This window comes from Mycobacterium cajalii, assembly GCF_045809005.2.
In the GTDB taxonomy this organism is placed as follows: Bacteria; Actinomycetota; Actinomycetes; order Mycobacteriales; family Mycobacteriaceae; genus Mycobacterium.
Genome location: NZ_CM141436.1, coordinates 2,092,011 through 2,111,453, shown reverse-complemented (window position 1 = coordinate 2,111,453; position 19,443 = coordinate 2,092,011). Strand labels below are relative to the sequence as shown.

Genomic DNA, 19,443 nt, shown 5'->3' with positions numbered 1-19,443 from the left:
TCTGCTCAGTCCAGGATCGGGTCCAGGCCGTTGAACCGCTCCAGGGCCGCGACCAACTCGTCGGCGATGCCGGGCGCCGCGGCCATCACCAGCCCCGCCCCGTCGACGTCGCGGGGCGGCAGCACCACCCGAGCGCCCGCCTCCGCCGCGATCAACCCGCCGGCGGCGCAGTCCCACACCTGCAACCCGTGCTCGTAGTAGGCGTCCAGCCGGCCCGCCGCGACCATGCACAGGTCCAGCGCCGCAGAACCGATGCGGCGCACGTCGCGCACCATCGGCAACATCCTGGCCAGCAACTCGGCCTGGGCCGCGCGGCGAGACGCGGAGTAGCCGAAACCGGTGCCCAACAACGCCATCGAGAGATCCTCGACCACCGCGCACCGCAACGAACGCGACTCGTGGCCGTCGCTGACGTGCGCGCCGAGGCCGGTCGCCGCCGAATACAACCGGCCGGCGACGACGTCGGCGACCGCCCCGGCCACCGACACGCCGTCGATCTGGGCGCCGACCGACACCGCGTAGGCGGGGATGCCGTACACGAAATTCACCGTGCCGTCGATGGGGTCGAGCACCCAGGTGACCGCCCCGTCGTGCGCGGCCGTCACCTCGGCGGGGCCACCGCCCTCCTCCCCGAGGATGGGGTCACCGGGGCGTAGCCGCGCCAACCGGTCTCGCAGCAGCCGTTCGGTTTCGGTGTCCACGACGGTGACGGGGTCGGTCGGAGTGCTCTTGGAGCGCACCGCGCCGTCACCTGGGGCACTCGGGGCGCCCGCATGCGCGCCGAACACCTCGGCGCGGCGGCGCCGCACGAACTCGGCGGCCTCGGTGGCCAGCGTCTCGGCCACCGAACGCAGCAGGGCGGGGTCGTCGTCGGTTCCGGTCACCGCTCCATCGCATCACAATCGCCACGGCCACGCAGAAACGTCGGCCCGCTTCGTCACCAAGCTAAGGTGAGCCGGACTACCTATCGCCCCCGCCCTCTCTCGCCCGCCCTCTCTCCCCCGCCGAGGAGACTCGATGACCAGCACCGAACCGACCACGGACACGCCTGGCCCCGAGACAGTCGCCGGTCTGCCGCAGCGTCGTGGATTCGGCGTCGACGTCGGCGGCAGCGGCATCAAGGGTGGCATCGTCGACATGGACACCGGCCTGTTGGTCGGCGACCGGATCAAGTTGCCGACCCCGCAACCGGCAACGCCGTTGGCAGTCGCCAAGGCCATCGCCGAGGTCGTCAACGGATTCGGGTGGACGGGTCCGCTCGGGGTCACCTACCCGGGTGTGGTCACCCACGGCGTCGTCCAGACGGCGGCCAACGTCGACAAGTCCTGGATCGGCACCAACGCCCGCGACGTCATCAGCGCCGAACTGAACGGCCAGGACGTGACCATCCTCAACGACGCCGACGCGGCCGGACTCGCCGAGGAGCACTACGGAGCGGGCAAAGGCAGGGCCGGACTGGTGGTGCTGCTGACGTTCGGCACCGGGATCGGCTCCGCGCTCATCCACAACGGCGCGTTGATTCCCAACACCGAGTTCGGTCACCTCGAGGTCGGCGGCAAAGAGGCCGAGCAGCGGGCGGCGTCATCGGTGAAGGAGAAGCACGGCTGGAGCTACGAGAAGTGGGCAAAGCAGGTCACCCGGGTGCTGGTGGCCATCGAGAACGCCATCTGGCCGGACTTGTTCATCGCAGGTGGCGGCATCAGCCGCAAGGGCGACAAGTGGATTCCGCTGCTCGAGAACCGCACCCCGGTGGTGGCCGCGGCGCTGCAGAACACCGCCGGCATCGTGGGTGCGGCCATGGCCGCCACCGCCGCCGTGACGCACTGAATTTCGCCCGGTCGGACGGTCCGGGCGCCCGGTATCGTTACAATGGTCCACGGCGGCAGCCCAAAGTCATTAGCGTGCGTATCGCCACGCTGATATCCAACGCCGACATTCGACATAGCAGACACTTTCGGTTCAGTATGCCCAGAGCGCCGTGAGTGAATCCGAACGAAGGGGTGTAAGTGGCAGCGACCAAACCCAGCACCGATGAACCGGTGAAGCGCAACGCCACGAAGTCACCAGCGTCCCCCGCAAAGCGACCGGCGGCAAAGTCCGCCAACGGCGCCGCGCCCGCGAAGCGGGCCGCCAAGGCCACACCGCGCAGCTCCAAGTCCACGGCGGGGCCCGAGACCGATGCGGCGGGTGGCGAGGAGAAGAAAACCCGCACCACCGCAAAGGGCGCCGCCGCGAAGGCCCCGGCCCGCGGCACCAAAGCGGCCGCAAAGGAATCCGCGGCCGACTCGCATGCGCTCGAGACCGGCGAGGAGCTGGACACCGAGCCGGACCTCGAGCCGGCCGACGAGATCGACATCGCCGACCTCGGTCTCGACGACCTCGATGACGATGCGGCACCGGAAGGCGACGACGCCGAACTCGACGCGGGCGACGCCGAGGATGACGCCGCCACCGCCCCCGCCGCGGCCGCGGCTGCGGCTCCCGCCGAAGACGACGAGGAGATCGCCGAGCCCAGCGAGAAGGACAAGGCGTCCGGCGATTTCGTGTGGGACGAAGACGAATCCGAGGCGCTGCGCCAGGCCCGTAAGGACGCCGAACTCACCGCCTCCGCCGACTCGGTCCGCGCCTACCTCAAGCAGATCGGCAAGGTGGCGCTGCTCAACGCCGAGGAAGAGGTGGAGCTGGCGAAGCGCATCGAGGCCGGCCTGTACGCCACCCAGCTGATGACCGAGATGGCCGACCGCGGCGACAAACTGCCCGCGGCCCAGCGCCGCGACATGATGTGGATCTGCCGCGACGGCGACCGCGCGAAGAACCACCTGCTGGAAGCCAACCTGCGGCTAGTCGTCTCGCTGGCCAAGCGCTACACCGGCCGCGGCATGGCGTTCCTCGACCTGATCCAGGAGGGCAACCTGGGCCTGATCCGCGCGGTCGAGAAGTTCGACTACACCAAGGGCTACAAGTTCTCCACCTATGCGACGTGGTGGATCCGCCAGGCCATCACCCGCGCCATGGCCGACCAGGCCCGCACCATCCGCATCCCGGTGCACATGGTCGAGGTGATCAACAAGCTGGGGCGCATCCAGCGCGAGCTGCTGCAGGACCTGGGCCGCGAGCCCACGCCCGAAGAGCTCGCCAAAGAAATGGACATCACGCCCGAAAAGGTGCTCGAGATCCAGCAGTACGCCCGCGAGCCGATCTCGCTGGACCAGACCATCGGCGACGAGGGCGACAGCCAGCTGGGCGACTTCATCGAGGACAGCGAGGCCGTGGTGGCCGTCGACGCGGTGTCGTTCACGCTGCTGCAGGACCAGCTGCAGTCCGTGCTGGAGACGCTGTCGGAACGCGAGGCCGGCGTGGTACGCCTGCGCTTCGGTCTCACCGACGGCCAGCCCCGCACCCTCGACGAGATCGGCCAGGTCTACGGGGTCACCCGCGAGCGCATCCGCCAGATCGAGTCCAAGACGATGTCGAAGCTGCGCCACCCCAGCCGCTCCCAGGTGTTGCGCGACTACCTCGACTAGCCAAATTGACCTTGTGGTCGCCCGTTCCGGGGTGAAAATGGTGTGGTGGTCGCCTTGCGACGCCGTCGCTCTATGGTCCTTGCAGGCCGTCGTCTAGCCGGGTGCTGGGATCGCGTTGTGGGCCCTTCATTGTTGCCGCTTGTTCGAGCACGAGGATTAGATTCTGTTGTTGGCCTTGCGATTCCACGGGCGACCACACCCTTAGATATAGATCGGTGTGGAGACGGGAGGTCAGTGGCGGTGTTGCAGGAGTCCCATGATGACGAACAGATCATCGCCAGGGTCGCGGCCCTGGATATCGGCAAGGCCGAACTGGTGTGCTGTGTGCGTGTTCCTGCGCCCGACAGCGCGCGCAAACGGTTGCAGGAGGTGTCGACGCAGTCGACGATGACCGGCTCGCTGATCGAGTTGGCCAACCGACTGGTCGAGTTACGGGTCGAGCGGGTGGTGATGGAAGCCACCTCGGATTACTGGAAACCGGTGTTCTACCTGCTGGAGGCCCACGGGCTGGATCCGTGGCTGGTCAACGCCCGCGATGTCAAACATCTCCCGGGCCGACCCAAGACCGATGTGCTGGATGCGGTGTGGTTGTGCAAGGTGGCCGAACGCCAGATGCTGCGGCCCAGCTTTGTGCCACCCCCACCGATCCGGCGGTTGCGGGATCTGACCCGCTACCGCATCGACCTGGTCGGGGTGCGCACCGCGGAGAAGAACCGGGTCGAAAAGCTGCTCGAGGACGCCTGCATCAAGCTCTCGGTGGTGGCCTCCGATATTTTCGGGGTGTCCGGGCGCGCGATGATGGCGGCGTTGATCTCCGGCGAACGCGACCCCAAGGTACTCGCGCAGATGGCGCGGTCTCGGATGCGGACCAAGATCGGCCGGCTCGAGGACGCGTTCAACGGCCACTTCGACGCCCATCACGGGTTCCTGCTGGCGCGGATGTTGGACCGCATCGACGGTATCGACGCCGACATCGCCGCCCTCGACGAACAAATCGAGGCCTATCTGGCCCCTTTCGCCGCGGCGGCGACACGCCTGGATGAAATCCCCGGCATCGGGCCCATCGCCGCCGCGATCATCCTCGCCGAAATCGGCACCGACATGTCGCGCTTCCCCACCGCCGGGCACCTGTGTTCATCGGCGAAGTTCTCACCGGGGATCAACTCCTCGGCAGGCAAAACCAAGGGCAACGGCTCGACCGGGCACGGTAATCGCTACCTGGCGCGGGTCCTGGGCGAGGCCGCCGTGGTGGCCGGGCGCACCGACACCTTCCTGGGCGAACGCTACCGGCGCATCGCCCGCCGACGAGGCAAGAAACGCGCCATCGTCGCCGTCGGCCGCTCCATCCTCGTCATCGTCTGGCACCTCCTGGCCGACCAGGACACCCACTTCACCGATCTCGGCGCCGATCACTTCACCAAACACACAAACCCAGAGGTCAAAAAACGCAACCACATCCGCCAACTCGAAGCACTCGGCTACACCGTCACCCTCACCCCCGCAGCCTGACCACACCCGTATCGAGTCAGCTCACCGCCATTTTCGGATTAGCGAACCGGGCGCGCGGCTACCCGGACCCCGGTGCTACGGCGACCGGCGGGAACGCACCATCGGGCCCCGGCCGGTAAGCCGTGACCCGAATAACAGCGCTGACCGGCAACGGACCGTACAAATGCGGGAACACCATGGAGGTCGGATCCGTTGCCACACCGGGCTCCCAACGAACAGGCGAATCCAGCAGCCCAGGATTGATGTGCAGCATCACCAGGTCCGCACGGCCGCGGTAGAGCCGGTTTGCCGGCAGATGCACCTGCTGCGGCGTCGACAGGTGGATGAACCCGGACCCGACGTCAGAGCCGGACGGTTCCGGCCGGATCGCGCCCTCCTCGCGAGCCCGCGACCACTCGTCGGCACCGCACAAATGCACCAGTACGTCAGGAGCGAAGGTCACGGAAGGACACCTTAAAGAGCCTTCCTGGAAGGCGTCAGGAGCGCGTGAGAAACGACACACCCGATAACGATCGGGGAACAACGCGAAAACCCCATACGTCTGAGACAGTGAATAAACGCCAGAACGGAGAAGCCATGAACGCAACTCTGACCAGTCCCTTGACCAGAGCTGACCGCTGCGACCGCTGCGGCGCCGCGGCCCGCGTACGGGCCACGCTGCCCTCCGGAGCCGAGCTTCTCTTCTGCCAGCACCACGCGAACGAGCACGAAGCCAAGCTGGTCGAGTTGGCCGCCGTGCTGGAGTTCAGCGAGAGCTAGCCAACACCAACTCGCCCGCGGCCAATGTGGGCCGCGGGCGCAGTTTTCGGTAATGCTGGACTCGTATGAGAAGCCCTATGTCAAGCCGCCTCGTCTTGGGTGAGGATTCGTTGGAGTGCGCGGTGTTTGTCGGGGGCGTAGGCGAGGTTGTCTTGCCAGCAGTGCCAGATGATGTGCAGCCAGGCGCGGGCGAGGATGCGTACGGCGTGGGGGTGGTCGTGCCCGCGGGTTCGGGCCCTGTCGTAGAGGTCGGCGGCCCAGGGGTTGACCAGTCGGGTGTCGGCGGCGAAGTCGGTGACGGCGTCACGGAGTTGTTTGTCGCAAGCCCAGCGGAATCCGACAATGCGGGATTTGCCGGACTGGCGCGTAGAGGGCGCGGCGCCGGCCAGACAGGTCAGCGACTCCGGGGTGGGGAATCGAGCACGGCAGTCCCCGATTTCGGCAAGCAGGCGCGCGGCGCGGACCCGTCCGGCGCGGGGCAGGGACGTGAAGATGTGGGCGTCGGCGTGGGTGTCCAGTTGTGCCTCGATCTGGGTCGAGAGCGCTTTGATCTGTGCGACCAGGGTGCCCAGCAGTGCGACGTAGCTGGCGGTGATGTGGGCCTGGGTGCTGCCGTGAGAACCGGTTGCGCCGGGGGCAGCGTCAAGGATGCGGTGGTGCAGCACGGCGGGGTCGACCTTGCCGGAGTAGCCCTGCTTGGCGAGCCAGTCGCCGAGCCGTTTGGGGGTCAGCCAGTCGATCTTGTCCTGGGTGTCGAATCGGGTCAGGAACGCCAGGCTGATCGCGGAGTCGATGTCTTTGAACAATCCGACGGCGGCAGGCAGCACGTTGCGCAGGTGTGCGCGCAGCTGATTGGCAACGGCCACACGGTGATTGACCAAGTCCTTGCGGGCGCGGCAGGCGCGCCGCAGGGCGACGGTGGCGTCGGTATCGGGGATCAGCGCCCGCAGCCGGGCGCGGTCGGTGCGCAGGGTGTCGGCGAGCACGTAGGCGTCGAACCGGTCGTCCTTGTTGCCGGCCGAGCCGTAGCGGCCGCGCAGGTTCTTGACCTGATTCGGCGAGATCACCACCACGGCCAGACCGGCGAGCAGCAGGGCGTCGACGACTGGCCCGTCGGGACGTTCGATGGCGACCTCACCCACTCCATGGCGGCGCAGGAAAGCGATGAGTTCCCGCAGTCCGGGCGCGCTATGGGGCACCGTGGCTCGGTCGAGTTCGCGGCCCCGGTCATCGACGACGCTGACCGCGTGGTCGTCGCGGGCCCAGTCCAGACCGGCGGTCACACCCCCCGGCGGCTCCTGCGGCAGGGTGGTATCGGTCGGGGTATTGCTGGCAGACTTCACGTCAGCCTCCTCGCTGCTAGTCCCAGTGGGGAGGCACCCATCTTTTCTGGTGCCGCTGGTGCCGGGACGTGGTTGCCGGTCCGCTCACTGATCGGCGCTCGCAGCCAGACGCGGCGTTGGCGCTCAGCCCTATCGACGGTCGACACGCCCCGGGCAACCACCAGGGCCTGCAGATCTCATACTGGACATCAACCGCGTCAAGCGAGCAGGGCAGTGACCTGGTGGCACCTCGGGTGCATCAACGCTTCATCCAGAAGCGATGACCTCAGGAAGGTAGTCCAGTGAGCGATCAGGTCGCGAAACCGTCCCGCCACCACGTCTGGCGAATCTGTCTCAGAACTCTCGCGAAGAGTTGGGACGATTCGATCTTTTCCGAGTCCGCGCAGGCCGGCTTCTGGTCGGCGCTGTCCCTGCCCCCGCTACTGCTGGGCATGCTGGGCAGCCTGGCCTACGTGGCGCCGCTGTTCGGGCCGGACATGCTGCCCAGCATCGAACGCCAGGTGATCACGACGGCCCACACGGTGTTCTCCCGCAGCGTGGTCAACGAGATCATCGAACCCACCATGCGCGACATCACCAACGGCGCGCGGGGCGAGGTGGTGTCGCTGGGCTTCGTGATCTCGCTGTGGGCGGGCTCCTCGGCGATCTCGGCGTTCGTCGACTCCGTGGTCGAAGCGCATGGCCAGACACCGCTGCGCCACCCCGTGCGTCAGCGGTTCTTCGCCTTGTTCCTGTACGTGGTGATGCTCGTGGTCGTCGTGTCGACGGCGCCGTTGCTGGTGGTGGGCCCGCGCAAGATCGGACAACACATCCCGGTCACCCTGGCCAACGTGCTGCACTACGGCTACTACCCGGCGCTGGCGCTCGGGCTGATGGTCGGGATCATGATCCTGTACCGGGTAGCGCTGCCGGTGCCGCTGCCGTCGCACCGGCTGATCCTGGGGGCGGTGCTGGCGACGGCGGTGTTCGTCGTCACCACGCTGGGCCTGCGGATCTACCTGAGCTGGATCACCCGTACCGGCTACACCTACGGGGCGCTGTCGACACCCATCGCGTTTCTGCTGTTCGCCTTTTTCGGCGGTTTCGCGATCATGCTGGGCGCCGAACTCAACGCCGCCGTCCAGGAGGAGTTCCCCGCGCCCAAGACGCATGCCCACCGGTTGCGCCACTGGTTGATGTCGCGCGTGCGCGCGCTGGCGGCGACCGGGGATTCGCCCGAGCGCCCGGCGGCGCAGCAGCGCGACGTCGCGACGGTCGAGCCGCCGGTCTGATCAGCCCCTCTTGAGCGTCTCGTAGATCTTCTTGCAGTCCGGGCAGACCGGCGACCCCGGCTTGGCCGCGCGCGTCACCGGAAAAACCTCACCGCACAACGCGACCACGTGGCTGCCCATCACCGCGCTCTCGGCGATCTTGTCCTTCTTGACGTAGTGGAAGTACCTCGGGGTATCGCTGCCGGTCCCGTCGTCGACGCGTTCGTCGGTCTCGGTGCGTTCGATCGTCTGCGTCTCCGTACCCGACATCTCCATACCCGACATCTCCATACCCGACATCTCCATGCCCGACATTGTGCACCGCTGCGCACGGTCGGAAAACCGGCCGAGCCGGAATCGGCGACATGTGGAACAGTGGAGGGATGAAGCGCGGCTCCGATCCGGGACCCGATGAAAGGTTCGACGACGAGGGCCGTCCCGTACTCATCACCGCCGCCGCGCCCTCCTACGACGAACAGCACCGCGCGCGGGTGCGTAAGTACCTCACGCTGATGGCTTTCCGGATACCGGCGCTCATCCTGGCCGCCGTCGCCTACGGCGCCTGGCACAACGGGCTGATCTCCCTGGCGATCGTGGCCGCGTCTCTGCCGCTGCCGTGGATGGCCGTGCTGATCGCCAACGACCGCCCGCCACGGCGCCGCAACGAGCCCCGGCGGTTCGACCCCGCCCCGCCCCGCACTCCCCTGTTCCCGACGGCGGAGCGTCCGACTCTCGAGCCCCGCCGCGACCCCCAGCCGCACCCCGGTTCGCGCGGCGGGCACCAAGACGGTTAGCGCGCGGGCCGCGACCCCCCGCACTTCTCAGGACTTTCTCAGATCGCCGGTACATTTCTGCACGTCATAGCGTGTGAGATCAAAGATCGCCGGGAACTCTCAGGCCGTACGTGTCGTTAAGTCATACGACAGCACAAGCCGATCAGGAGGTCGCTATGGCGAACGCCACCCCCAGCAGGATCGAAGGCGATCTGGATGCTCAAAGCCCCGCAGCGGACTTGGTGCGCGTGTATCTGAACGGCATAGGCAAGACGGCGTTGCTCAACGCGGCGGACGAAGTCGAACTGGCCAAGCGCATCGAAGCCGGCCTCTATGCCGAGCATCTGCTGGCAACCCGTAAGCGCCTCGGCGAGAACCGCAAGCGCGACCTGGCGGCCGTCGTGCGCGATGGCGAGGCAGCGCGGCGCCACCTGCTGGAAGCGAACCTGCGTCTGGTGGTGTCGCTGGCCAAGCGCTACACCGGCCGGGGCATGCCGCTGCTCGACCTGATCCAGGAGGGCAACCTGGGCCTGATCCGCGCGATGGAGAAGTTCGACTACACAAAGGGATTCAAGTTCTCGACGTATGCGACGTGGTGGATCCGCCAGGCCATCACCCGCGGCATGGCCGACCAGAGCCGCACCATCCGGCTGCCCGTGCACCTGGTCGAGCAGGTCAACAAGCTGGCGCGGATCAAGCGCGAGATGCACCAGAACCTGGGACGCGAGGCCAGCGACGAGGAACTCGCCGCCGAATCGGGCATCCCGATCGAGAAGATCAACGACCTGCTCGAGCACAGCCGCGACCCGGTGAGCCTGGACATGCCGGTGGGCTCCGAAGAAGAGGCGCCGCTGGGCGACTTCATCGAGGACGCCGAAGCGATGTCCGCCGAGAACGCGGTGATCGCCGAGCTGCTGCACACCGACATCCGCAGCGTGCTGGCCACTCTCGACGAGCGTGAGCATCAGGTCATCCGGCTGCGCTTCGGCCTGGACGACGGGCAGCCGCGCACTTTGGACCAGATCGGCAAGCTGTTCGGCCTGTCCCGCGAGCGGGTCCGCCAGATCGAGCGTGACGTGATGTCCAAGCTGCGCAACGGCGAGCGCGCCGACCGCCTCCGGTCGTACGCGAGCTGACGCCGCCGGCAAGGACGCCGGCCAGAGCCAGGTAGCAGGGAAGTATGCCCGCCGTCACCGCGGCGGGCATACTGCTCGCCGCGGAAGCGTTGCACCCGTTCGCGCAGCTGTCCCAGTAGACTCGGCGTCATTGGAGGGTGCTGAATGAACGACCTGGTTGATACCACCGAGATGTACCTGCGGACCATCTATGACCTCGAAGAAGAGGGCGTCACGCCGCTGCGCGCCAGGATCGCCGAACGCCTCGATCAGAGTGGACCGACCGTCAGCCAGACCGTATCCCGCATGGAACGCGACGGCCTACTCCACGTCGCCGGCGACCGGCACCTCGAGCTCACCGACAAGGGCCGCGCCCTGGCCGTTTCCGTGATGCGCAAGCACCGCCTGGCCGAACGGCTGCTCGTCGACGTCATCGGGTTGCCCTGGGAAGAAGTGCACGCCGAGGCCTGCCGCTGGGAGCACGTCATGAGCGAGGACGTCGAACGCCGGCTGGTGAAGGTGCTCAACCACCCGACCACCTCCCCGTTCGGCAACCCGATCCCGGGTCTTTGGGACCTGGGCGTCGGCCCGGACTCCGGCGCCGAGGAGGCCGACCTGGTCCGGTTGACCGAACTGCCCGGCGGGTCGCCGGTGGCGGTCGTCGTGCGGCAGCTCACCGAGCACGTGCAGGGCGACATCGACCTGATCAGCCGGCTGAAGGATGCCGGCGTCGTGCCCAACGCCCGGGTGACCGTCGAGACCGGGCCGGCGGGGGTGACCATCCTGATACCCGGTCACGAGAACGTCACCCTGCCGCACGAGATGGCGCACGCGGTCAAGGTCGAGAAGGTCTGACCGGCTTACCCGGCGCGCCGGCCGAACGCCTGCCGCGGCGGTAGCCGCACACCGAGGCGCTTGGCCAGGCGGTAGCCCGTGAGGGCGAGTTCCCGGATGTTCTCGGGCCGCACCCCGGACTGCAGCGCCGTGTCCAGCATCCCCGCCATCCGGTGCTCGGGATCGCAACGCAACGCCGCCTCCAGTGACACTCCCGCGAGCGGCCCGTCACCGCGGGCGTAGGCGCTGAACGCGAGCAACACGAGCGCTTCGACGCGCCAGGGCTGCGGCAACATCCGGGCCAACTGCGCCCACAGCGACTCCGCCTCGCCGGCCCTCTCGCCGACCGCCAGCGCGTACAGCGAGTCGCGCACCTGCACGTCGCTCAGCGCGCAGCCCAGCCGGGCCAACTCGGCCTCGGGCAGCGGACGGCCGTCGGCGACCCGGGCGGCGGCGGCCAGCGCGCGCTCCACGTCCCGGCGGCTGCACCCGGTCGGATCGCCCCGGTGTGCCACGTCCCGGGCGGCGGCCTCCCGGCTGAGCAGTTCGGTCAGCTCGCCGGTGCGTCGCGGGTCCTCGATGGCGATGACGGCCTGCAGGTCGGCACGCCGAGGGTAGAGCCGCCGCCCGTCCAGCACGGCCGCCGCGGCCAGCGGCGACGCCGACGGATCGTCGACCACACCGCCCGCGCCGCAGCCGTCGACGCAATGCCAGCGTCCGCCCGCGGCCACCCGATCCACGACGTGGGCGGCCCACAGTTCGATGTTGTGCTCGGACAACGCATCTGTGAGCGCCGCGCACAGGTGCCGGTATTCCTCGTTGCATCCGGGGCAACGGGCGCCGGCCTCGTCGACGACGACCGCGATCGCGGCCTCGGGTTCGGCCGAGGCCGCAACCTCGGCCAGATAAGCGATCCGCTCGATGAGCTTCTCGGAGAGGTCGACCCGCAGCACCGACCCCAGCTCGCCGCCGTCGAGTGCCACCAGCACCAGTGAATTCTCCGGGACGAAGCCGAGAACGGCCGGTAGCGCCGCGATCAATGCCCCGGGGCGATTCAGTTCGAAGTCCGCGTGATCCGTCGTCATGAGTCCCAACGCTGACGGGCACCACCGTCGGCCGGTGCGCACCGGAACCGGCGCAGCGTTCCCGCTGTGCATGAACTCAGCACTGTGAACGGCGCTGTTCTACTGTCTAGCTCATGGCGTGCACGCGCGAATACGACATGGTGGTCATCGGGTCGGGGCCCGGGGGGCAGAAGGCCGCCATCGCCTCGGCCAAGCTGGGCAAGTCGGTCGCGGTGGTGGAGCGGGGCCGCATGCTCGGCGGGGTGTGCGTCAACACCGGCACGATCCCGTCGAAGACGTTGCGCGAGGCCGTGCTCTACCTCACCGGCATGAACCAGCGCGAGCTCTACGGCGCGAGCTATCGCGTGAAGGACCGGATCACCCCCGCCGACCTGCTGGCCCGGACCCAGCACGTGATCGGCAAGGAAACCGATGTGGTGCGCAACCAGCTGATGCGCAACCGCATCGACCTCCTCACGGGTCATGGCCGGTTCGTCGACCCGCACACCGTCCGCGTCGAAGACCAGGCTCGCGGCGAAAGAACGATCATCACCGGCGATTACATCGTCATCGCCACCGGCACCCGGCCGGCCCGCCCCTCCGGGGTCGAGTTCGACGAAGAGAAGGTGCTCGACTCCGACGGGATCCTCGACCTCAAGTCGCTGCCCGCCTCGATGGTCGTGGTCGGCGGCGGGGTGATCGGCATCGAGTACGCCTCGATGTTCGCCGCCCTGGGCACCAAGGTCACCGTCGTGGAGAAGCGCGACGACATGCTCGACTTCTGCGACCCCGAGGTCGTCGAGGCGCTGAAGTTCCACCTGCGCGACCTGGCGGTGACCTTCCGGTTCGGCGAGGAGGTCACCGCGGTCGACGTCGGTGCGGCGGGCACGATGACCACGCTGACCAGCGGCAAGCAGATTCCGGCCGAGACCGTCATGTACTCCGCGGGCCGTCAGGGCCAGACCGACCACCTGGACCTGCACAACGCCGGCCTCGAGGTGGAAAGCCGCGGGCGAATCTTCGTCGACGACACGTTCCAGACCAAGGTCCCCCACATCTACGCCGTCGGCGACGTGATCGGCTTCCCCGCCCTGGCGTCGACGTCGATGGAGCAGGGGCGGCTGGCCGCCTACCACGCGTTCGGGGAACCGGTGGAGGGCATCACCGCACTGCAGCCGATCGGCATCTATTCGATCCCCGAGATCTCCTACGTGGGCGCCACCGAGGTGGAGCTGACCAAGAATGCGATCCCCTACGAGGTCGGGGTCGCCCGCTACCGCGAGCTGGCGCGCGGGCAGATCGCCGGCGACTCCTACGGCATGCTCAAACTCCTGGTTTCCACCGACGATCTCAAGCTGCTCGGCGTGCACATCTTCGGCACCAGCGCCACCGAGATGGTGCACATCGGGCAGGCCGTGATGGGCTGCGGCGGCACCGTGGAGTACCTGGTGGACGCGGTGTTCAACTACCCGACGTTCTCCGAGGCCTACAAGGTCGCCGCGCTCGACGTGATGAACAAGGTGCGGGCGCTCAACCAGTTCCGCCGCTGATCCGCCCGTCCCGCTAGCAGGAGTCGTCCAGGCCGTTCGGGGCGGTGTCGCCGGGACCGCCGGCGTCGGCCCGGGCCAGCAGCTGGGCGACATGCTGATCGAACGGCGCCGAATACGACACATTCTCGGCGCACCCGCCGCGTTCGAAACCGCCCGTGAGACCGGTGATCGTCGTGCCGCTCACCCACGGTCCACCGCTGGTGCCGTCGACCAGGCCTTCGCACACCACCGACGGGTAACCGCTCTCACTGATCTCGGCGCTGGCCTGACAGGCCACCGGGGAACCGCCGATCCCCGACGGATACCCCAGCACCGTGACGTGACTGCCGGGGGGCGGCGCCTGGCCCAGGGTCAGCGCCAAGCCGATGTGCGATTCCACCGACTCGCCGGCCGGGCCGCTGACCCGGATGACCGCGTAGTCGGCGTGCGGGTCCTTGGCGGCGGTCCAGCGCGGGTCGAGATAGACGGCATCGGCCGTCCACAGGTCGGTGGGCGCGGCATCCCCGGCGAAACCGGGAGCGAAGCTGATCTGCGAGCCGCCGGCCAGGCAGTGCGCCGCGGTCATCACCAGGTTCCCGCTCGCCGAGTGCACCACCGCCCCCGTGCACACGTGCAGCGTGCCCCCGTCGAGGAAGATCGGCCCGACACGCATGTCGGGGTCCACCGGCGCGGCGAGCGCCGCGTTTTCGGGCTTGCTGAGCCGCTCCACGGGCTTGCTGGCCGCCTGCGGCGGCACCCTCGGGGCCGAGGCGTGGTCGGCGGGCCGGCCGCAGGCCGTCAACAGCGTCGCCAGGCCGACCAGCGGACAAAGCATTCTCAGTGCGGTTCGCATTGGCTCCCATCATGCCCGACCGGCGCCGCGCGAGCATTTCCCACCGCAGCGGGTGCGCCCCGAGGTTTGCCGGACAGATCCGCACGGTCGCGCGCAACGCCCCGGGAATTTCGCCGGCGCGTTTTGGCGTTTCGAACATACGGGCGCACATGGGTTCCCTGTTCAATTGTCGGGTTCCCCCGATTTGGGGGACACTACAGGGGGCACCCCTCAAGCAGCTCCCGGAAGGAGGCAACATCGATGGCTCACCGCCACGACCCGGACGACGAGTACTACCAGCCCGAACAGGCGGGCATGTACGAGCTCGAGTTCCCGGCGCCGCAGTTGCTGACGTCCGACGGCCAGGGACCGGTGCTGGTGCACGCGCTGGAGGGCTTCTCCGATGCCGGTCATGCGATACGGCTGGCGTCCAGCCACCTCAAGGCGGCCCTCGACACCGAGCTGGTCGCGTCCTTCGCGATCGACGAACTGCTGGATTACCGCTCGCGGCGCCCGCTGATGACCTTCAAGACGGATCACTTCACCAACTACGACGATCCGGAACTGAGCCTGTACGCGTTGCGCGACAGCGTCGGGACGCCGTTCCTGTTGCTGGCCGGCATGGAGCCGGACCTGAAATGGGAGCGTTTCATCACCGCGGTGCGCCTGCTCGCCGAGCGGTTGGGCGTGCGGCGGACCATCGGACTGGGCACCGTCCCCATGGCGGTCCCGCACACCCGCCCGATCACGCTGACCGCGCATTCCAACAACGGAGAGCTGATCGCCGACTTCCAGCCGTGGATCGCCGAGATTCAGGTCCCGGGCAGCGCGTCCAATTTGCTCGAATACCGGATGGCCCAGCATGGTCACGAGGTGGTCGGGTTCACCGTGCACGTGCCGCACTACCTGACGCAGACCGACTACCCCGCCGCAGCCCAGGCGCTGCTCGAGCAGGTGGCCAAGAGCGGGTCGCTGGAGCTACCGCTGTCGGCGCTGTCGGAAGCGGCGGGCGAAATCCGGGCCAAGATCGATGAGCAGGTCCAGGCCAGCGCCGAAGTGGCTCAAGTGGTGGCCGCGCTAGAGCGTCAGTACGATGCCTTCATCGACGCGCAGGAGAACAGATCGTTACTGGCTCGCGACGAGGAGCTGCCCAGCGGCGAGGAGATCGGCGCGGAGTTCGAGCGGTTCCTGGCCCAGCAGGCCGAGAAGAAGTACAACGACGACGACTCGGCCTGAGCGCCGTCCGAGTGCCCCGGAATGCCTTCGCGGCCAGACGACAAGGGTGAAGATGACCGAGCGGCAGCGCAAGAGCAATCTTCGCCCGGTGCGGGAAGTGACGGCACCCAGGCTGGAGTTCCGCACCATTCACGGCTACCGGCGGGCCTATCGGATCGCCGGCTCGGGGCCGGCGATCCTGCTCGTCCACGGCATCGGCGACAACTCCACGACGTGGAACACCGTGCAGGCCAAGCTCGCTCAGCGGTTCACCGTCATCGCCCCTGACCTGCTGGGCCACGGGCAGTCCGACAAACCGCGCGCCGACTACTCGATCGCCGCGTACGCCAACGGGATGCGCGACCTGCTCAGTGTGCTCGACATCGAGCGGGTGACCATCGTCGGCCACTCGCTCGGCGGCGGGGTGGCCATGCAATTCGCTTACCAGTTCCCGCATCTGGTCGAGCGCCTCATCCTGGTCGCCGCCGGCGGTGTCACCAAGGACGTCAACCTCGTCCTGCGGTGGGCGTCGTTGCCGATGGGCAGCGAAGCCCTCGCGCTGCTGCGGCTGCCCCTGGTGCTGCCGGCGGTCCAGGTCGTCGGCCGCGTGCTGGGCGCGGCGTTCGGGAGCACCGGCCTGGGCCACGACCTGCCCAACGTGTTGCGCATCCTCGACGACCTCCCGGAGCCGACGGCCTCGGCGGCGTTCAGCCGGACCCTGCGCGCGGTGGTGGACTGGCGCGGCCAGATCGTCACCATGCTGGACCGGTGCTATCTGACCGAAGCCATTCCGGTGCAGATCATCTGGGGTACCAAAGATGTGGTCGTCCCCGTCCGCCATGCGCGGATGGCGCACGCGGCGATGCCGGGCTCGCGACTGGAGATCTTCGAAGGTTCCGGGCACTTTCCGTTCCACGACGACCCGGCCCGGTTCATCGACGTCGCGCAGCGCTTCATCGACGCCACCGAACCCGGCGAATACGACCAGGCCGCCCTCCGGCAGTTGCTCCGTTCCGGCGGCGGCGAGAAGGCGGTCACCGGTCCGGCCGACACCCGCGTCGCCGTGCTCAACGCCATGGGTAACGACGAGCGCAGCGCCACCTGAGGCCGCGCCCCGGCGGCCTCCCCGAACGTTCTAGTGCTGCCGGTGCAACACCGCGGCCAGATGATGCTGCAAGGGCTGGCCGACGGCACCCATGCGCAGCGAGTAGGACAGCTCGTCGCCTTCGATGCGCAACGAACGGCCAAGCGCGGAAACCTCTTTCGCGGTCGGCGTCAGTCCGATCGAGGTGGTGGACAAGTCGAGCTCGATGACGCCGCCGGCGGCCGAAAAGGTGCCCACCTCGATCTCCGCGACACCGGTCGGATGCGCCAGGACCAGCTCCAGGTTGCCCGGCTGCGGCACCCGCAGATAGCCCGTCTCCGCGTGCAACGGCCTGCCGTCGGCCACCGCCCTGGTCTTTTGGGCGTAGGCCAGAAACGGCTTGCCGACATGGGAGAACACGACCTCTTCGAAATATTCGAAGGACTCGATCGTCGGGTACTCACCGGCACCGCGTCCCGCCCAGGTACCGAGCAGTGGCGCGAGCGCCTCCAGATCGGGATGCAATTCAGCGGCCATGGCACCACCCTAGTGCCGGGCCCGAGGCGGCCCGTCAGCCCGAGGTCGGCACCTTGCGGTGCGCCCGCAGCAGTTCTATCTCGCGCTCGAAATCGTCCGCGGACTCGAAGGACCGGTAGACCGACGCGAACCGCAGGTAGGCCACCTCGTCGAGGTCGCGCAGCGGTCCCAGCACCGCCAGTCCGACCTCGTGACTGGGAATCTCCGGTGAGCCCGCCGCGCGCACGGTGTCCTCCACCTGCTGGGCCAGCAGGTTCAGCGCATCGTCGTCGACCTGGCGGCCCTGGCACGCGCGGCGGACCCCGCTGATCAGCTTCTCCCTGCTGAAGGGCTCGGTGACACCGCTGCGCTTGACCACCGCCAGCACCGCGGTCTCGACCGTGGTGAAGCGCCGTCCGCACTCGGGACAGGACCGGCGGCGGCGAATGGCCTGGCCCTCGTCGGTTTCCCGCGAATCGATCACCCGGGAGTCCGGGTGACGGCAGAACGGACAGTGCATGACCGCTCCTTCGCCGCGCTCACGGACCTCGCAGGACACTCCGAGCGTACCCGTGCGCGCTGCCGGCGCGGCGGCCGTGGCGGCGGTTCCGGCGCCATGTGGCGCCGGGGTCAGCCCACCGGCGCGATCAGGGGCTGACCCGCCGCGAGCGTCGGGGAGTTCAGCTCGTTGAGTGCGCGGATGCGCTCGGCCACCTGGCGAACCGGCGCATCGGGCGCGACGCGGTGCGCGACATCCTGCAGCGATTCCCCCGGTTCGACCCGCACGACGGCCAGCCTGTCGGGCACGGGCGCCGCCGAAGCCGGGGAGCCGCCGTTGATCGCCTGCCCGACGTCGGCGATGAGCCCGAGCCACAGGGTGATCAGCCCGGCGCCCACGGCCAGGGCCGCCGTCTTCGCCCACGTGACCGAACGCCTGCGGTGGGGCGCGACGGACATCGCGACGCCGGTGCCGTGGTAGCGCAGCGGGGCGCCCGCCGGCCCGTACGGGGCCGGTCGGCGCGACCCGGGTGTCCGGGCCCGCCCGCGGCGAGGCTCCAGGACAGGCCCGTTGATCGGGCGCCGAACGCTGCCGACCCGCGGCGAGACTGTGTGAATGATGGTCATCTGCGTTCCTCCGGTCAACTGATCCTCGCTCGTGTGTTCGACACTATCGCTCGCGTGTTCGATGTCCGAACATTTGAGCGAAGCGTGTCGCACGAGCCAAACGCTAGACCGACCCACCGACAACGCCTTGCGGACGAACGGCGCCGCGGTCATCGATCACCTGGGACATGCCGCTCAAATACCCGATCGGCCGCGGAGTTACACCTTTGTTATTCGGCCGCTCTCGACGGTAGACACGCCAGTCGAACACATGTTTGATTATCGGATCCCGGGCGGTTACATTCATTGCCATGAGCGACAGCAACGACACCTCTGCCGGCGATGCATCGCTGACCGAGCGGCAGCGCACGATCCTGAATGTCATCCGCGCGTCGGTCACCAACCGCGGCTATCCCCCGAGCATCCGGGAGATCGGCGACGCCGTCGGCCTGACGTCGACCTCCTCGGTCGCCCACCAATTGCGCACCCTGGAGCGCAAGGGTTACCTGCGCCGCGACCCGAACCGTCCGCGCGCCGTCGATGTCCGCCGGGCCGACGAGGCCGTGCCCGCGGCGCCCACCACCGAGGTGGCCGGCTCGGACGCGCTGCCCGAACCCACCTTCGTCCCTGTCCTCGGGCGGATCGCGGCAGGCGGACCCATCCTCGCCGAGGAGGCCGTCGAAGACGTCTTCCCGCTGCCCCGCGAACTGGTCGGCGAGGGGACGCTGTTTTTGCTCAAGGTCGTCGGCGACTCGATGGTCGAGGCGGCGATCTGCGACGGCGACTGGGTGGTCGTGCGGCAGCAGCACGTCGCCGAGAACGGCGACATCGTCGCCGCGATGATCGACGGCGAGGCCACGGTCAAGACGTTCAAGCGCGCCGGGGGTCAGGTGTGGCTGATGCCCCACAACCCGGCGTTCGATCCCATTCCGGGCAATGACGCGACCGTGCTGGGCAAGGTCGTCACCGTGATCCGCAAGGTCTGACCGTAC

Annotated in this window: 21 protein-coding genes; 12 read left to right on the top strand and 9 right to left on the bottom strand. The window is 68.3% G+C overall.

Annotated elements, in window-relative coordinates; translation table 11 throughout:
* Window positions 1–5 precede the first annotated feature (5 nt).
* On the bottom strand, window positions 6–884 hold the full coding sequence (locus ACJ512_RS10170; protein WP_407687005.1) for an inositol monophosphatase family protein: 879 nt from the start codon (window positions 882–884) through the stop codon (window positions 6–8).
* Window positions 885–1,017: 133 nt separating this feature from the next.
* On the opposite strand from ACJ512_RS10170, the gene ppgK reads away from it, so the two are divergent.
* The 3 genes from ppgK (at window position 1,018) to ACJ512_RS10155 (ending at window position 5,033) form a co-directional block, all read left to right on the top strand.
* Entirely contained in the window at window positions 1,018–1,827 is an 810-nt protein-coding gene (gene ppgK / locus ACJ512_RS10165) for a polyphosphate--glucose phosphotransferase (protein WP_407687006.1), read from the top strand.
* 179 nt (window positions 1,828–2,006) lie between these two features.
* Entirely contained in the window at window positions 2,007–3,524 is a 1,518-nt protein-coding gene (locus ACJ512_RS10160; protein ID WP_461480043.1) for an RNA polymerase sigma factor, read from the top strand.
* Between the two features lie 240 nt (window positions 3,525–3,764).
* A complete protein-coding gene (locus tag ACJ512_RS10155) occupies window positions 3,765–5,033 on the top strand; it encodes an IS110 family RNA-guided transposase (protein ID WP_461480110.1) in 1,269 nt (422 codons plus the stop codon).
* Window positions 5,034–5,091: 58 nt separating this feature from the next.
* Here the strand turns inward: ACJ512_RS10155 and ACJ512_RS10150 are convergent, their stop codons facing one another.
* On the bottom strand, window positions 5,092–5,475 hold the full coding sequence (locus ACJ512_RS10150; RefSeq protein ID WP_407689845.1) for a DUF952 domain-containing protein: 384 nt from the start codon (window positions 5,473–5,475) through the stop codon (window positions 5,092–5,094).
* Window positions 5,476–5,609: 134 nt separating this feature from the next.
* Between ACJ512_RS10150 and ACJ512_RS10145 the strand changes: the two genes are divergently transcribed.
* Window positions 5,610–5,792 (top strand): DUF7455 domain-containing protein, encoded by a 183-nt coding sequence (locus ACJ512_RS10145; RefSeq protein ID WP_369739392.1) that lies wholly within the window; start codon window positions 5,610–5,612, stop codon window positions 5,790–5,792.
* A gap of 80 nt (window positions 5,793–5,872) precedes the next feature.
* Here ACJ512_RS10145 and ACJ512_RS10140 read toward each other — a convergent pair whose 3' ends face one another.
* Window positions 5,873–7,099: an IS110 family RNA-guided transposase gene (locus tag ACJ512_RS10140; RefSeq protein ID WP_461480091.1), complete on the bottom strand. Its 1,227-nt coding sequence runs from the start codon at window positions 7,097–7,099 to the stop codon at window positions 5,873–5,875.
* Window positions 7,100–7,416: 317 nt separating this feature from the next.
* Here ACJ512_RS10140 and ACJ512_RS10135 point away from each other — a divergent pair, with 317 nt between their 5' ends.
* Window positions 7,417–8,406, top strand: a complete 990-nt coding sequence (locus tag ACJ512_RS10135) for a YihY/virulence factor BrkB family protein (RefSeq protein WP_461480042.1) — start codon at window positions 7,417–7,419, stop codon at window positions 8,404–8,406.
* Here the strand turns inward: ACJ512_RS10135 and ACJ512_RS10130 are convergent, their stop codons facing one another.
* The gene (locus ACJ512_RS10130; protein ID WP_407686829.1) at window positions 8,407–8,655 is read right to left on the bottom strand and encodes a DUF3039 domain-containing protein; all 249 of its coding nucleotides are present in this window, start codon (window positions 8,653–8,655) and stop codon (window positions 8,407–8,409) included.
* A 95-nt stretch (window positions 8,656–8,750) separates the two neighbouring features.
* Between ACJ512_RS10130 and ACJ512_RS10125 the strand changes: the two genes are divergently transcribed.
* The 3 genes from ACJ512_RS10125 to ACJ512_RS10115 all read left to right on the top strand — a co-directional run bounded on the left by ACJ512_RS10125 (window position 8,751) and on the right by ACJ512_RS10115 (window position 11,128).
* Complete coding sequence (locus ACJ512_RS10125; protein WP_407686793.1) at window positions 8,751–9,179, top strand: DUF3099 domain-containing protein; 429 nt, start codon at window positions 8,751–8,753, stop codon at window positions 9,177–9,179.
* Window positions 9,180–9,334: 155 nt separating this feature from the next.
* The gene (gene sigB / locus ACJ512_RS10120) at window positions 9,335–10,294 is read left to right on the top strand and encodes a sigma-70 family RNA polymerase sigma factor SigB (RefSeq protein ID WP_461480041.1); all 960 of its coding nucleotides are present in this window, start codon (window positions 9,335–9,337) and stop codon (window positions 10,292–10,294) included.
* A 144-nt stretch (window positions 10,295–10,438) separates the two neighbouring features.
* A complete protein-coding gene (locus ACJ512_RS10115) occupies window positions 10,439–11,128 on the top strand; it encodes a metal-dependent transcriptional regulator (RefSeq protein WP_407686795.1) in 690 nt (229 codons plus the stop codon).
* Between the two features lie 5 nt (window positions 11,129–11,133).
* Here ACJ512_RS10115 and ACJ512_RS10110 read toward each other — a convergent pair whose 3' ends face one another.
* Window positions 11,134–12,192: a DUF4192 domain-containing protein gene (locus ACJ512_RS10110; RefSeq protein ID WP_407686796.1), complete on the bottom strand. Its 1,059-nt coding sequence runs from the start codon at window positions 12,190–12,192 to the stop codon at window positions 11,134–11,136.
* A 113-nt stretch (window positions 12,193–12,305) separates the two neighbouring features.
* Between ACJ512_RS10110 and sthA the strand changes: the two genes are divergently transcribed.
* Window positions 12,306–13,721, top strand: coding sequence for a Si-specific NAD(P)(+) transhydrogenase (sthA, locus tag ACJ512_RS10105; RefSeq protein ID WP_407686797.1), 1,416 nt, complete (start codon window positions 12,306–12,308; stop codon window positions 13,719–13,721).
* A 13-nt stretch (window positions 13,722–13,734) separates the two neighbouring features.
* Here sthA and ACJ512_RS10100 read toward each other — a convergent pair whose 3' ends face one another.
* Window positions 13,735–14,553, bottom strand: coding sequence for a trypsin-like serine peptidase (locus tag ACJ512_RS10100; RefSeq protein WP_407686798.1), 819 nt, complete (start codon window positions 14,551–14,553; stop codon window positions 13,735–13,737).
* Window positions 14,554–14,793: 240 nt separating this feature from the next.
* Here ACJ512_RS10100 and ACJ512_RS10095 point away from each other — a divergent pair, with 240 nt between their 5' ends.
* Together ACJ512_RS10095 and ACJ512_RS10090 are read left to right on the top strand one after the other, a co-directional pair.
* Window positions 14,794–15,768 (top strand): proteasome assembly chaperone family protein, encoded by a 975-nt coding sequence (locus ACJ512_RS10095; protein ID WP_407686799.1) that lies wholly within the window; start codon window positions 14,794–14,796, stop codon window positions 15,766–15,768.
* Between the two features lie 52 nt (window positions 15,769–15,820).
* Window positions 15,821–16,852: an alpha/beta fold hydrolase gene (locus ACJ512_RS10090; protein ID WP_407686800.1), complete on the top strand. Its 1,032-nt coding sequence runs from the start codon at window positions 15,821–15,823 to the stop codon at window positions 16,850–16,852.
* A 30-nt stretch (window positions 16,853–16,882) separates the two neighbouring features.
* Here the strand turns inward: ACJ512_RS10090 and ACJ512_RS10085 are convergent, their stop codons facing one another.
* The 3 genes from ACJ512_RS10085 to ACJ512_RS10075 form a co-directional block, all read right to left on the bottom strand.
* The gene (locus ACJ512_RS10085) at window positions 16,883–17,368 is read right to left on the bottom strand and encodes a peroxynitrite isomerase (RefSeq protein ID WP_407686801.1); all 486 of its coding nucleotides are present in this window, start codon (window positions 17,366–17,368) and stop codon (window positions 16,883–16,885) included.
* 34 nt (window positions 17,369–17,402) lie between these two features.
* Window positions 17,403–17,867 carry a transcriptional regulator NrdR gene (gene nrdR, locus ACJ512_RS10080; RefSeq protein WP_407686802.1) on the bottom strand — a complete coding sequence of 155 codons (465 nt, stop codon included), beginning with the start codon at window positions 17,865–17,867 and terminating at the stop codon, window positions 17,403–17,405.
* Window positions 17,868–17,977: 110 nt separating this feature from the next.
* Window positions 17,978–18,472 (bottom strand): LysM peptidoglycan-binding domain-containing protein, encoded by a 495-nt coding sequence (locus ACJ512_RS10075; RefSeq protein ID WP_407686803.1) that lies wholly within the window; start codon window positions 18,470–18,472, stop codon window positions 17,978–17,980.
* A gap of 290 nt (window positions 18,473–18,762) precedes the next feature.
* On the opposite strand from ACJ512_RS10075, the gene lexA reads away from it, so the two are divergent.
* Window positions 18,763–19,437 carry a transcriptional repressor LexA gene (gene lexA / locus ACJ512_RS10070; protein WP_407686804.1) on the top strand — a complete coding sequence of 225 codons (675 nt, stop codon included), beginning with the start codon at window positions 18,763–18,765 and terminating at the stop codon, window positions 19,435–19,437.
* Window positions 19,438–19,443: the final 6 nt, after the last annotated feature.